General features: G+C 54.0%; 13 protein-coding genes. 11 read left to right on the forward strand and 2 right to left on the reverse strand.

Annotation, left to right across the window (positions count from 1 at the left end; genetic code table 11):
- Nucleotides 1-51: 51 nt before the first annotated feature.
- Nucleotides 52-1587, forward strand: a complete 1536-nt coding sequence (gene gndA / locus ABYK60_RS08965; protein ID WP_372871650.1) for an NADP-dependent phosphogluconate dehydrogenase — start codon at nucleotides 52-54, stop codon at nucleotides 1585-1587.
- A 68-nt stretch (nucleotides 1588-1655) separates the two neighbouring features.
- Here gndA and ABYK60_RS08970 read toward each other — a convergent pair whose 3' ends face one another.
- Nucleotides 1656-2537, reverse strand: coding sequence for a 1,4-dihydroxy-2-naphthoate polyprenyltransferase (locus ABYK60_RS08970; protein ID WP_372871651.1), 882 nt, complete (start codon nucleotides 2535-2537; stop codon nucleotides 1656-1658).
- A gap of 221 nt (nucleotides 2538-2758) precedes the next feature.
- Here ABYK60_RS08970 and ABYK60_RS08975 point away from each other — a divergent pair, with 221 nt between their 5' ends.
- The 5 genes from ABYK60_RS08975 to ompW all read left to right on the forward strand — a co-directional run bounded on the left by ABYK60_RS08975 (nucleotide 2759) and on the right by ompW (nucleotide 6627).
- Nucleotides 2759-3655, forward strand: a complete 897-nt coding sequence (locus tag ABYK60_RS08975; protein WP_372871652.1) for an SDR family NAD(P)-dependent oxidoreductase — start codon at nucleotides 2759-2761, stop codon at nucleotides 3653-3655.
- A 77-nt stretch (nucleotides 3656-3732) separates the two neighbouring features.
- Nucleotides 3733-4602: an acyl-CoA thioesterase II gene (tesB, locus tag ABYK60_RS08980; RefSeq protein WP_372871653.1), complete on the forward strand. Its 870-nt coding sequence runs from the start codon at nucleotides 3733-3735 to the stop codon at nucleotides 4600-4602.
- 56 nt (nucleotides 4603-4658) lie between these two features.
- Entirely contained in the window at nucleotides 4659-5036 is a 378-nt protein-coding gene (locus ABYK60_RS08985; protein WP_372871664.1) for a YbaY family lipoprotein, read from the forward strand.
- Nucleotide 5037: 1 nt separating this feature from the next.
- On the forward strand, nucleotides 5038-5637 hold the full coding sequence (locus tag ABYK60_RS08990; RefSeq protein WP_372871654.1) for a nucleotidyltransferase family protein: 600 nt from the start codon (nucleotides 5038-5040) through the stop codon (nucleotides 5635-5637).
- Between the two features lie 345 nt (nucleotides 5638-5982).
- Entirely contained in the window at nucleotides 5983-6627 is a 645-nt protein-coding gene (gene ompW, locus ABYK60_RS08995) for an outer membrane protein OmpW (RefSeq protein ID WP_372871655.1), read from the forward strand.
- Between the two features lie 74 nt (nucleotides 6628-6701).
- Here ompW and ABYK60_RS09000 read toward each other — a convergent pair whose 3' ends face one another.
- Nucleotides 6702-7454: an SDR family NAD(P)-dependent oxidoreductase gene (locus tag ABYK60_RS09000; RefSeq protein ID WP_372871656.1), complete on the reverse strand. Its 753-nt coding sequence runs from the start codon at nucleotides 7452-7454 to the stop codon at nucleotides 6702-6704.
- Nucleotides 7455-7575: 121 nt separating this feature from the next.
- Here ABYK60_RS09000 and ABYK60_RS09005 point away from each other — a divergent pair, with 121 nt between their 5' ends.
- From ABYK60_RS09005 to ABYK60_RS09025, 5 genes are all read left to right on the forward strand, one after another.
- Complete coding sequence (locus tag ABYK60_RS09005) at nucleotides 7576-7986, forward strand: YbaY family lipoprotein (protein ID WP_372871658.1); 411 nt, start codon at nucleotides 7576-7578, stop codon at nucleotides 7984-7986.
- 52 nt (nucleotides 7987-8038) lie between these two features.
- Nucleotides 8039-8989: a homoserine O-succinyltransferase gene (metA, locus tag ABYK60_RS09010; RefSeq protein WP_372871659.1), complete on the forward strand. Its 951-nt coding sequence runs from the start codon at nucleotides 8039-8041 to the stop codon at nucleotides 8987-8989.
- A 267-nt stretch (nucleotides 8990-9256) separates the two neighbouring features.
- Nucleotides 9257-10435 (forward strand): acetyl-CoA C-acyltransferase, encoded by a 1179-nt coding sequence (locus ABYK60_RS09015; protein WP_372871660.1) that lies wholly within the window; start codon nucleotides 9257-9259, stop codon nucleotides 10433-10435.
- A gap of 116 nt (nucleotides 10436-10551) precedes the next feature.
- On the forward strand, nucleotides 10552-12045 hold the full coding sequence (locus tag ABYK60_RS09020) for a CoA-acylating methylmalonate-semialdehyde dehydrogenase (RefSeq protein ID WP_372871661.1): 1494 nt from the start codon (nucleotides 10552-10554) through the stop codon (nucleotides 12043-12045).
- A 100-nt stretch (nucleotides 12046-12145) separates the two neighbouring features.
- The gene (locus tag ABYK60_RS09025; RefSeq protein WP_372871662.1) at nucleotides 12146-13303 is read left to right on the forward strand and encodes an acyl-CoA dehydrogenase family protein; all 1158 of its coding nucleotides are present in this window, start codon (nucleotides 12146-12148) and stop codon (nucleotides 13301-13303) included.
- Nucleotides 13304-13386: the final 83 nt, after the last annotated feature.

Raw genomic sequence — 13386 nt, forward strand, 5'->3', positions numbered from 1 at the left:
AGCTATAATCCGCGGCGAATTAGCCTCTTTCTGTACCCGTGGAATAAAAATATGCAAAACCACACCCAATTGCACGACATCGGGGTCATTGGCCTGGGTGTCATGGGCAAGAATCTTGCCCTTAATATTGCTGACAACGGCTATCGTGTGGCCGCCTTTGATTTGGATGGCGCCAAGATGCGTGCCGCTGTAAGCCAGTCCGCTACCGAAGTTGCGGCCAGACCTGCCCACAGTAAAGCCACAGAGATAACCGGCGTTGACAGCCTCAAATCCATGCTGGCAAGTTTGAAGTCGCCGCGCTTACTGCTGTTGTCAGTGCCTGCAGGCGCGCCGGTTGACGGTGTCTGCTCGGCGTTGATGGATGCCGGTATCAAGCCACAAGACATTGTTATCGACACCGGTAATAGTCTGTGGACCGATACAGTTAAGCGTGAGCAGGACTACGCTGGCCGCTTTGTGTTTTTCTCTTCTGCCGTATCCGGCGGTGAAGTGGGGGCCCGTTTTGGCCCCTCTTTGATGCCGTCCGGCAAAAAAGAAGCCTGGGATAGAGTGGCGCCTATCTGGCGTGCCATTGCAGCTAAGGTCGATAATGCCACCGGCTTGCCGATTGAGCGTTTCGAACCGGGAAATCCTGTGCTGGAAGGCGAGCCTTGCGCCGTTTATATAGGTCCTGCTGGCAGCGGCCATTACGTAAAGATGGTGCACAACGGTATTGAATACGCCGACATGCAGTTGATTTGCGAAGCTTATCATTTGCTTTCGGACGTGCTGGCGTTGTCGGCACAGGACATTGCCGCCATTTTCGAGAGATGGAATGACGGCAAGCTCAACAGTTACCTGATGGGCATTAGCGCCGAGGTGCTGCGTCAGAGTGACCCCATCACTGGCAAACCGCTGGTGGAAATGATTTTGGATAAGGCCGGTCAGAAGGGCACCGGCTTGTGGACAGCCGTCAGCAGCCTGCAAATAGGCACGCCTGCGCCAACGATTGCTGAAGCCGTTTATGCCCGCGCACTGTCGAATCAAAAGGCGCTGCGCACTGAGCTTGCCAGCCGTCTTGGCGGTGCCGAGCCGCTTGAGGGTGTTGATGCAGCCAGCTTTATCGAGGAGCTGGAGCAGGCGCTTTATTGCGCTAAAATCTGCTGTTACGCCCAGGGCTTTCAGCTGATGGCCATGAATGCCGCCGAGCAGGGCTGGGAGCTGGATTTTGCCGGTATTGCCCGTATCTGGCGCGCCGGTTGTATTATTCGCGCTACCTTCCTGCAATCGATCACCGAAGCGTATGAAAAAGAGCCGAAGCTTGCCAATCTGCTGATGGCTGACAGTTTTGCCAGCGCTTTGGGTGAGGCGCAGCAGTCATGGCGCCGGTTGGTGTCCAAAGCGGTGCTGGCAGGCGTGCCTTCGCCCTGCATTACCTCGGCGCTGGCCTATTACGATGGTTATCGCCGCGAAACCCTGCCTGCTAATCTGCTGCAGGGCCAGCGTGACTATTTTGGCGCCCACAGCTTTGAGCGTATCGATACGCCCGCAGGCGAGAAGTACCACCTTAACTGGAGCAGCACACAGCGCGATTTAATCAAGCTTTGAGCCGCGAACAGACAAACAAAAAAGGCTTCCCTCGGGAAGCCTTTTTAATGCCTGTGCACCGGGGCTTGTCAGGCCTGAGCCGGAATAAGCAGTCCGACGGAAAAAAGAACGCTGAATACCAGAGTCAATCTGGCGGTACGGCCAAGGAGCGGATTTAACGCGCCGCCGCTGATTTCACTGAACTCCCGCGACAGGCGTCTGGCGACCACAATCGACAACCCCGCCAGCAGCACCGGCCATCCCGGCAGAATACCCATTAAAAAGCTGCCAATGATCAGGCCAAAAGGAAGATAAACCAGTGCCTGATACAGCACCCGTGACTGAGCTTCCCCTATTCGCACCGCTAAGGTGCGTTTGCCGGCCTTGGTGTCGGTGCTGATATCGCGGGTGTTATTCACCAGCATGATAGCGGCATTGAAAAGCCCGATGGCGGCACCCAGAATCCAGGCGTCCACAGAGGTAGAACCTGCCTGCAAATAGAAACTGCCCACCACGGCCACCAGACCGAAAAATACAAAGGCTGCCACTTCGCCAAGTCCGTGAGATGCCAGCGGGTAGGGGCCGCCACTGTAGCAAAGCGCACCCAAAATGGATGCTGCCGCCAGAATGGCAATCGGCCAGCCGCCATGCCAAATCAGTACTGAGCCTACCGTGAGCGCTGCCAGCAGCGAGGCTATCATGGCTGCCTTAACCCTGGCTGGGGCAATCAGGCCGCTCTGGGTAACCCTGACCGGGCCGAGACGCTCTTCGGTATCCACACCGCTTTTGAAATCGAAATAATCGTTGGCCAGATTGACTGCGATTTGCAGCAGAAGGGCGCACATCATAGATGCTATAGCAATAGTCACGCTGAAGCTGATAAGGCCGAATGCCAGCGTGTTTCCTACCAATAATGGACCGATGGCGGCTGGCAAAGTACGGGGACGGATAGCAAGTAACCAGGGATTCATGGTGTCCTTAGAAAGAGAAATCCAAACACCGCATAAGGATACCAAGAAATGCCACGAAAGTTAGCACAATCGAAATCATGCATTTAGCAGACTGAGAGTGACCGCACAGCCGTGCCGTGAGCAATGTGTGATTTTGCCAGTGTTGTCAAAGTTTTCCCGCGTCCACTGTGCTTTATTTGGACGGGCCTGCCGGTAAAAAGCACTGTGGGGGAAAGCCAAAAATGCGATTCGATAATCAGTCAGCCCTGATCTCGGGAGCCGCTACCGGGCTTGGGCGGGCCTATGCGTTAGCCTTGGCGGAACGCGGTGCCAGGGTGTTTATGGTTGATACGCTGCCACAGGATTCACCTGCGGTGATTGAGCTGCTGCGCGCCCTGGCCGCAGCCGGTGCCAACGTGACTTACTTGTCTGTTGATATCAGTGATGAAGGTGAGTTATGCAGTCTGTTTGCGGATATCGAACGCCTTACCGGCGGCATAGATTTGCTGATAAACAATGCAGGCATTCATACCTATGGTGCCTTTGAGCACTTAAGTGCGGCAGAATTTCATCGTCAGCTGCAGGTTGATTTGTGTGGCAGTTTTGCTCTGACCCATGGTCTTTGGCGCGGCATGATGGACCGGGGCTATGGCAGGATAGTCATGACCACAGGCGTCAGTGCTCTCTATGGTGACTTGCATCAAAGTGCGTTTGCCTGCGCCAAAATGGCCTTGGTGGGGCTGGTCAATGGCCTCGCTATGGAAGGCCTTCCCCGTAATGTGTTGGTTAACTCTCTGTGCCCTCTGGCGCATACATCCATGACAGAGGTTCACCTGGCACCTCAGGTAAAACCGCTGTTTTCCAAAGAAATGATAACTGCGACTCTGTTGTTTTTGCTAAGTCCCAAGGCGCCTTGCGGCCGTCATTTACTGGCAGCCGGAGGCAGCGTCAGTGAGCTTTGTATCGGTGAGCACAGCCACAGGTATTTTGATTCCGATTCCCGCACCCCTGAGGCCATCGCTGCTCATTGGGGCGAGATTGCTTCGGCCTTGCCCATCATAAAACATGCCAATGGTGAAGATCAGATCCTTGCCTGGGCGAGGCGCAGCGCCCATGAGCAGGGGGTCAAGCTCGACTGAATCCCTCAGACCGGACTCGCAGCTGACAGGGCTTTTTGTTACTCTGTGCCAATGATTTTTTAAATCAGTGAGATAACATGAGCCAGGTTTTGAATGACCTACTGTCGTTACTGACATTGGAACCCCTTGAAATTGGTCTTTACCGTGGCCAGAGCCAGGATTTGGGCTTTGGTCATGTGTTTGGTGGCCAGGTCATGGGGCAGGCGCTCAGTGCTGCCCGCGAAACAGTTGAATCCAGCCGGAAGGTGCATTCACTTCACAGCTATTTTCTGCGGGCCGGGGATGAGTCGCTGCCCATAGTTTACGACGTCGAAATTATGCGCGATGGTGGCTCTTTCAGTGCCCGTCGGGTCAAGGCGGTGCAAAAGGGCAGGCCGATTTTTTACATGACCTGTTCGTTTCAGGCTGAAGAAGACGGTTTTTCCCACCAGATTACCATGCCCGACGTGCCGGGCCCTGAGGGGCTTTTGAACCAGCAGGAGCTGGCGGTGACATTAAGGGACAAGATCCCGGCTAAAATGCTGGAAAAATTCATGGCAGATGCGCCCATTGAAATGCGTATTGTTGACCCTGTAAGCCCGGTGGCACCGCGATCCCGTGAGCCGGTGCGTCATGTCTGGCTGCGTGCCAACGGAAAGGTGGAGGGAGGCAGTCATGTTCATGATGCGCTGCTGGCTTATGCTTCCGATTTTAACTTTCTGGTCACTGCGGCTCAGCCACATGGGGTCTCTTTCTTAACACCGGGTATGCGCATGGCCACCATAGATCATGCCATGTGGTTTCACCGGCCCTTGGATATGAACGATTGGCTGCTGTACAGTATCGACAGCCCCAACGCCAGTGGCGGCCGGGGTTTTGTAAAAGGGCATTTTTTCAATCGCCACGGTGAGCTGGTGGCATCGGCAACCCAGGAAGGGCTGATGCGTATGAAACAGGATACAAAGTGATGTTTAAGTCGATGTTGAAGTCTGAACTGCCGGGTGCCATCAGATGGGTGTCAGTGATGGTAATGTTGTTGCTGTCGCTTACAAGCCTGAGCGGCTGTGTGACCGTGGAGGAACCCAAGCCGGTGATTATCAATGGCGCGGCGGGTTATCTTGAGCGGGTTGCTTTGCCGCCAAACAGCGCCATTACCATAGCCGTCATCGATTTGGACACTCCCGGGGTTATTTTCGCCCAGAAGACCTTTAATATTGTGCGCGCCCCCGTGCCTTTTAAATTTATTCTGCCGCCGGAAACCATAGACCCCAACGTCAACTATGGTGTGGTGGCACTTATCAAGCATAACAATCTGGTGATTTTTCAGACCTACGAGCGGTTCCCGGTTATCAATAACCGCAAGTTTACCACTGAGGTCCTCATGAAGCAGGTAGATAACTGAGGTGCATTCAGGCTCCCTTGATAGCCGTCTGGCGGCCATATTGGTGGATGACCCCATCCGCAGACGATGCCTCGAGGTTGCCCATGAGGTATGTGCCGGCGTTGGTGTTGGTCAATATCTGTTGGCGGCAGGCTTTGTGCGAAATGCCGTATGGGATTATTTGCACGAGCAGTCGCCAGCAGCGCTTAATGATGTTGATCTTATCTATATGGGGCCACAGATTTCCGCCCAAGCGGCTCAAAAAGACTCAGATTGGCTGACACAAGCCAGGGAAGTTGAGCGGTATATTTGTTCTGCGCTGTCTGAGCGTATGCCCGAGGTAAATTGGGAGGTAAGGGATCAGCGCCGCATGCATCTTAAGCACGGCGATGCGCCCTATACCAATCTGCCTGAAGCCATGGCAGCCTGGCCTGAAAAAGAGACCGCCATAGGTGTCAGACATGCTGCCGATGGGCAACTTGACGTGGTCAGCAGCTGGGGGCTTGAGTCGCTTTTTGCGCTAAAGCTTACTCCTTCCGCTGCCCATAAATTGCACTCGTTCCAGCAGCGGGTACATAGCAAGCAATGGCTGCAGCGCTATCCCAGGCTCAGTCTCTCATAAGATCCCCGACCCAATTCATTTCGCACCTGCCTCAGCCTTCTCTATACATAGTCCTGTTTTCACAGTGGATGCTTTGCGTTGGCTGACCGTCTCATATGCTTACACACGTTGGTAATTAACGGTTTTTCATACTGTAAATGGGGCGTTTATCTCGAATTTATTGCCAGCAGTAATAACAAAACAGGGTTGAATTGTGAGCTGGATCCCGCTGGCGCTACCTCAAACGGGGTATTGAATGGGGCGTTGATTTGGATCAAGAACGTTAAAGCAATCGTCTGGCAGGCTAGGCCGCAATTGTTACGGATGTAACTGAAAATAACAAAGCCCACGAGGTTAATGGAGTAAATGATGAACAAATCTCTGCTGTCTGGTCTGATTGCCGCATCCCTGCTGTCTGTAGTTTCTGTTTCTGCCATGGCGCATCAGGCCGGTGATATCATTGTACGTGCCGGTGCCGTGACTGTTGCCCCTGACGAGTCCAGCCCTGACGTGGTGCCAGGTGCTCAATTTGGAGTGAGCAATAATACTCAGCTGGGTCTGAACTTTGGCTACATGCTGACCGACAACTGGGCCATTGAGCTGCTGGCCGCTACCCCATTCAGCCATGATGTGTCTCTGGGTGCTCTGGGCAAAATCGCTGAAACCAAGCATCTGCCACCCACTCTGGTTGCCCAGTACTACTTCGGCAATGCCAACTCTGCTTTCCGTCCTTACGTGGGTGTGGGTGTGAACTACACCAACTTCTTTGATAACGAATTCACCAATGATCTGGAAGGCGCTCTGACCGATCTGAGTCTGTCCACTTCCATTGGTTGGGCAGCTCAGGCCGGTTTTGATTACAGCTTCAACAAGAACTGGATGCTGAACGCTTCTGTTTGGTATGCCGATATCAGCACCGACGTGAAATTTAACCTTGGCGGTGAAGCTCAGTCAGTGAAGACTGATATCAACCCATGGGTTTACATGGTGAGCGTGGGTTACAAGTTCTGAGCCCTGCAAACGCTGAAATAAAAAAGGCGCCGTTGGCGCCTTTTTTATGTTTGTTTTTCAGAGGGTAAACACTATTAGTGTTTGCCCTTTTTCTTCCAGTGGCGGGTGTTGTAGATATATTCAGGTAACAGCCGGGTAAGCCAGGCGACCAGAGCCCAGCGGCGGGTGATATAGGCCCGTCGCTTGCCTTTTTTCAGTGCCCGGATGATTTGCGCCGCAACCTTGGGCAGCGGTGGCAGCCAAAACTGGCTTTGCTGCATGGCAGCCTTGTCCAGCAGCCCCATTTGCAGATCTGTAATGGTAATCGGCAACTTCAGGCGCTGAGCATGCATCGACAGGCCCTCAAGGTAATTTTGCGCAAAGGCCTTGGAGGCGTGGTAGGCCACCGCCGGGCCACCGCGCTGTCCCGCAATGGAGTTAATCGCGCCAAGTTGGCCATAGCCCTGTTCGCGCAGTAATCGAAAGGCGGTATTGCAAATAGCCGCAAAGCCCTGCACGTTTACCCTGATGATATCGGCTTCCATTTGCCAGGGCAGATCCGGGTGATAGCTGTTAAGACCGGTATTGACCAGCACCAGATGGGCGCCGCCCAAATGTTGCCAAAGAGATTCTATCGACTGGATGGCCGCTTCTGGCTCTGTGATTGGCAGGGCGGCTACTGTGATATTGGCCTGGTTTTGCTCATCAAGTGAAGCAATAAAGTCGTTCATGGCGTCTGGGTCGGGCACCAACAGACCGAGGCGGGTACCTTCCTGTGTGAGTTGGATCACCAATTCGCGTCCGAGTTGTGAGCTGGCACCCACAATTATCGCAGTTGCTTGAGTCATATAGTATTTTTGCCGTGAACCGAGGCTAACATGATAGAGCTAAAGCCGCAGGTGAACAAGATTCAACAGCGGATGTATAGACATCTGGAAGTCTTGATGTATGATTCGGGAGGATCTACTGATGAAGAAATGGTTACTGAGTGCCGCCTTGCCGATGGCCGCCATGATAGGGGCTGCGGCAATGACAGCTTGCACCTCCACCGAAGACAATGTGGAGATCAGTGGCAGTGTGTGGTTTCGCGAGCGTATTGCTTTGCCACCGGAGTCTTTACTCAAGGTGCAGGTGCAGGATGTGTCCCGGATGGACGTGGCTGCCGAAATGCTGGGTGAGATGACAGTAGCTGTGCAGGCCTTGCCTAAGGATTTTCTGTTCGTGTTCAAACGCGACCAGTTTAAGCCCGGACACACTTACGCCATAGGTGCGCGAATAACCAAAGACGATAAACTTTTGTTTATCAATACCCAAAGCTACACAGTGGATCTCAATCAGCCCACCGGTATGTCGGTGATGCTGGAAAAAGCTGGGCGCTGAGCTGGGATAACCGGCAGTGGCACCCCGGGTTTAATCAATCGAGAGGCGCGGTATGCCGGTTAAGATCCCAGATAACCTGCCGGCGGCAGAAATTCTGCTCGCTGAAAATATCTTTGTGATGTCCGAGACTCGGGCGGCTCATCAGGACATACGTCCGATGAAGGTGCTTATTCTCAATCTGATGCCCAATAAGATTGAGACTGAAACACAGCTGCTGCGGCTGCTTGGTAATACTCCGTTGCAGGTGGATGTGGATTTGCTGCGTATTCACGACAAAGAGTCCCGTCACACCTCAATTGATCATATGAACACCTTCTATCGCGATTTCGAAGATGTTCGTCATAAGAATTACGACGGCCTGATTATCACCGGTGCCCCCCTCGGGCAAATGGATTTTGAAGAGGTGACCTACTGGGACCATATTCGTGAAATCATTGACTGGTCTCAACGCCATGTGACCTCTGTGTTGTTCCTGTGCTGGGCAGCCCATGCGGGTTTGTATCACCTGTATGGGGTAAAGCGGCAACTGCTGGAAACCAAACGCTCCGGCGTCTATGTACATACCCGCAGCTGTGAGCATCATCCGCTGCTGCGCGGCTTCGACGAGGAGTTTTTTGCGCCCCATTCACGTTATGCTGAAATTCCGGTGGCAGAGTTGCATGCCCATCCTGGCTTACAGGTATTGGCTGAATCTGATGAGGCCGGGGCTTATCTGGTGCTCAGTCGCAATAACCGCAACCTGTTTGTAATCGGTCATCCCGAATACCAGAAATCTACCTTGAGTGATGAGTATCATCGGGATTTGGCTGCCGGTATTGAGCCGCAAGTGCCCAAAAATTACTTCCGCGATGACGATCCGGCCCAGGCGCCGGTGGCCCGCTGGCATGGCCATGGCAGCCTGTTGGTCAGTAACTGGCTCAATTACTACGTGTACCAGTTGACGCCTTATGACTTATCCGACATGAGCGCCATCACTCCATGGGAAGGCGGAACCAGTAGCTGAATTGCAATAATTGGCTGATTAATTAATAAAAAAGCTGGCAAACGCCAGCTTTTTTATTGTATTTGCCATTCCGCTGACTGTCTGGCCGCCGGGGGTGTAAATCCAGAGTGACAAAGCACCGGCCATAAATGCACCTTATTAGACCAATTTCCACTTGCTTTACGTTCGCGTAAACGTCACATTCAATGCATCGGGTCGCAAACTGCGACAGCAATCACATTTGCCCGTTGTTTTTGAACAGGGCACGACAAGCAATTGGAGTCAAAAATGAGCGTATCGGATATCGTCATTGTCGCGGCAAAGCGCACTGCCATGGGCGGTTTTCAGGGCAGTCTGTCAGAGGTGCCTTCACCAAAACTGGCCGCCACCGCAGTGAAAGCCCTGCTGGATGACACTGGCCTTGACGGTGCTAAAGTTGACGAGCTGCTGATGGGCTGTGTTCTGCCCGCAGGTCTGGGTCAGGCGCCAGCCCGTCAGGCGACGCTGGGTGCCGGTCTGCCGTTGTCTGTTGGAGCCACAACAGTGAATAAAGTCTGTGGTTCCGGCATGAAAACCGTGATGATGGCCCATGACCTCATTAAAGCTGGCAGCGCCAAGGTGGTGATTGCCGGTGGTATGGAAAGCATGAGTCAGGCGCCATATCTGCTGGATAAAGCCCGTGGCGGTATGCGCATGGGTCACGGCAAAGTGATGGACCACATGTTTCTCGATGGCCTTGAAGACGCCTACACAGGTGGCGCAATGGGTACTTTCGCCCAGAAAACCGCCGATGATTATGGCCTTACCCGCGAGTCTATGGATGCCTTCGCTTTAAGCTCACTGGAAAAAGCCAACGCTGCCATTAACTCAGGTGCCTTTGAAGCCGAAATCGTGCCCGTGACTGTGTCCAGCCGCAAAGGCGATGTGGAAGTAAAAGTTGACGAGCAGCCTGGCAACGCCCGCCCTGAAAAAATTCCGACATTGCGTCCTGCCTTCGCCAAAGACGGCACCATCACAGCCGCCAATTCATCCTCAATCTCCGACGGCGCCGCCGCGCTGATGCTGATGAGTCGCGACCAGGCCGATGCGCTGGGGCTGAGCGTGCTCGCCACCATTAAGGGGCACAGCACCCATGCCCAGGAGCCAGCCATGTTCACCACCGCGCCTGTGGGGGCTATGAACAAGCTGCTGGCCAATGTGGGCTGGAGCAAGGATGACGTGGATCTGTTTGAAATCAATGAAGCCTTCGCCATGGTGACCATGCTGGCTATCAGCGAACTTAAGCTGGATGCCGCCAAGGTGAACGTCAATGGCGGCGCCTGTGCCCTGGGTCATCCCATCGGCTGCTCCGGCGCCCGCGTGCTGGTAACCCTTATTCACGCCCTCAAGGCCCGTGGTCTTAAGCGCGGTGTTGCTTCTTTGTGCATCGGCGGCGGCGAAGCCACTGCCATGGCCATTGAAGTCTGAGTATTTGGGAATACTGCAAGCAGCAATCAACAAGACAACAAGCAGAACGTGAGCGCAGCCATTCATAAATCTTATAGCAGGCGCGCCACGACCTCTGACCCTCAAAAGGAAGCGATATGACTACACAAGTTAAGCATTACATCGATGGTGAGTTTACTCTGGGGCAAGGTGAGCGCGTTATCACGGTAACCAATCCGGCCAACAATCTGCCAATTGCTCAGGTACGCTGTGCCAGTGATGATGAAGTTCATGGTGCCATTGCCAGTGCCAAGGCGGCGTTCCAGAGCTGGAAAGAAGTGCCTGTGTCTGAACGTGCCCGAGTGATGTTGCGCTATCAGGCGCTGCTGAAAGAGCATCATGATGAGCTGGCAACCATTCTGGCCAAGGAAACCGGCAAGACCTTCGAAGATGCCAAGGGCGATGTGTGGCGTGGCATTGAAGTGGCTGAACATGCCTGCAATATTGCTTCCCTGCTGATGGGCGAAACCGTTGAGAACGTGGCCCGTAAAATCGACACCTATTCCTACACCCAGCCTCTGGGCGTGTGCGCCGGTATTACCCCATTCAACTTCCCGGCGATGATCCCGTTGTGGATGTTCCCACTGGCCATTGCCTGCGGTAATACCTTCGTGCTCAAGCCCTCCGAGCAAGACCCCATGACTCCGCAACGTCTGGCCGAGCTGTTTGAACAGGCCGGCGCACCAAAGGGCGTACTGCAGCTGGTGCATGGTGATAAGAGCGCGGTGGATATTCTGCTGACTCATCCTGATATCAAGGCCATCTCTTTTGTCGGCTCAGTGGGCGTGGGTCAGTATGTGTACAAGACAGGTACCGACAACCTAAAGCGCGTTCAGGCCTTCGCCGGTGCCAAAAACCACTGCGTTATCATGCCCGATGCCAACAAGCAGCAGGTGATCAATAACCTGGTGGGAGCGTCAGTGGGCGCCGCCGGTCAGCGTTGTATGGCCATTTCAGTTGCCGTATTCGTGGGCGCCGCCAAAGAGTGGATCCCAGAGCTTAAAGAGGCGCTTGCCAAAGTTCGTCCGGGTCTGTGGGACGACAAAGATGCAGGTTACGGCCCGCTTATCAGTCCTGCTGCCAAAGAGCGGGTACTCAAGTTGATTGCTCAGGGCAAGGCTGAAGGCGCCGAGTGTCTGCTGGATGGCTCCGATTTCACCGTTGAAGGTTATGAGTCCGGCAACTGGGTTGGTCCGACCATGTTTGACAAGGTCACCACTGACATGAGCATCTACAAAGAAGAAATCTTCGGTCCAGTGCTGTGCTGTATGGAAGTGGATGAGCTGGAACAGGCCATTGAGCTGGTAAACAAGTCACCCTATGGCAACGGCACCTCTATCTTTACTGCCAGCGGCGCCGCTGCACGTAAATATCAGCACGAAATCGAAGTGGGTCAGGTTGGTATTAACGTACCAATCCCTGTGCCACTGCCGTTCTTCTCCTTCACCGGCTGGAAGGGCAGCTTCTACGGTGACCAGCACGCTTATGGTAAGCAGGCGGTGCGTTTCTTCACCGAGACCAAGACCATCACCTGTCGCTGGTTTGAAGACGATATCCCCCATGGTCCCAACATGACCATTGCCCTGCGCTGATAGCGAGCCAAGGCAGCAATACATCAAGGTAAAGCCTGACAGGCCGGCGTAATCGCCGGCCATTACATGAAGTGACCCCAGAGTCACGGGAGCAGTCAAGATGGATTTCAATTTAAACGAAGATCAACGCCAGTTCGCTGAACTTGCACGCCAGTTCGCCGCAGATGAGCTTACCCCCTTCGCCGCCAAGTGGGATGAAGAACACCACTTTCCGAAAGATGTGATTCAAAAAGCCGGTGAGCTGGGCTTTTGCTCGCTCTACAGTCCGGAGTCCGAAGGTGGCATGGGGCTGTCACGCCTGGACAGCTCCATTATTTTTGAAGAGCTTTCCAAAGGCTGTACCGCCACCACGGCGATGCTGACCATTCACAACATGGCCACCTGGATGGTCACCACCTGGGGCACAGAAGTGTTTCGCGCCGAGTGGTCTGAGGCGCTGACTACGGGTGCCAAACTTGCCTCCTACTGCCTCACTGAACCCGGTGCAGGCAGCGACGCCGCGTCACTTACCACCAAGGCGGTGCGTGAGGGCGATGAGTACGTGATTAACGGCAGCAAGATGTTTATCTCCGGCGCAGGTGCCACTGAGCTTCTGGTGGTGATGTGCCGTACCGGTGAAGCTGGTCCCAAGGGTATCTCCGCCATCGCCATTCCCGCGGACGCCGAAGGGGTGATTTACGGTAAGGCCGAAGACAAGATGGGCTGGAATGCCCAGCCAACCCGCCTTATTACCTTTGAAAACGTGCGCGTGCCGGTCCAAAACCTGCTGGGCGACGAAGGTCAGGGCTTTACCTTCGCTATGAAGGGCCTGGATGGCGGCCGTATCAATATCGCCACCTGCTCAGTGGGAACGGCTCAGGCAGCCCTTGAGCGTTCAATCGCGTACATGAACGAGCGTAAGCAGTTCGGTAAACCGCTGGCAGCCTTCCAGGCGCTGCAGTTCAAGCTTGCGGATATGGCCACCGAGCTGGTGGCTGCCCGTCAAATGGTGCGTCTGGCTGCGTTTAAACTCGACAGCAAAGACCCGGAAGCCACCGCATATTGTGCCATGGCCAAGCGTTTTGCCACCGATATCGGCTTTGCCGTGTGCGATGCTGCACTGCAAATTCATGGCGGCTATGGTTATATCCGGGAATATCCGCTGGAACGTCATTTCCGTGATGTACGGGTACATCAAATTCTGGAAGGCACCAACGAGATCATGCGCCTTATTATCTCCCGTCGCCTGCTGGACGAAAACGCCCACGACATTCTCTGATTTGCCAGTGATTTCGATTGAATAGAGACTTCGACAGAATAAGGAATTATTGCCATGGCTTTTTTGATTGAACGTATCGAAGG

The sequence above is a fragment of the Shewanella sp. genome, from assembly GCF_041630135.1.
Taxonomy (GTDB): Bacteria; Pseudomonadota; Gammaproteobacteria; order Enterobacterales; family Shewanellaceae; genus Shewanella.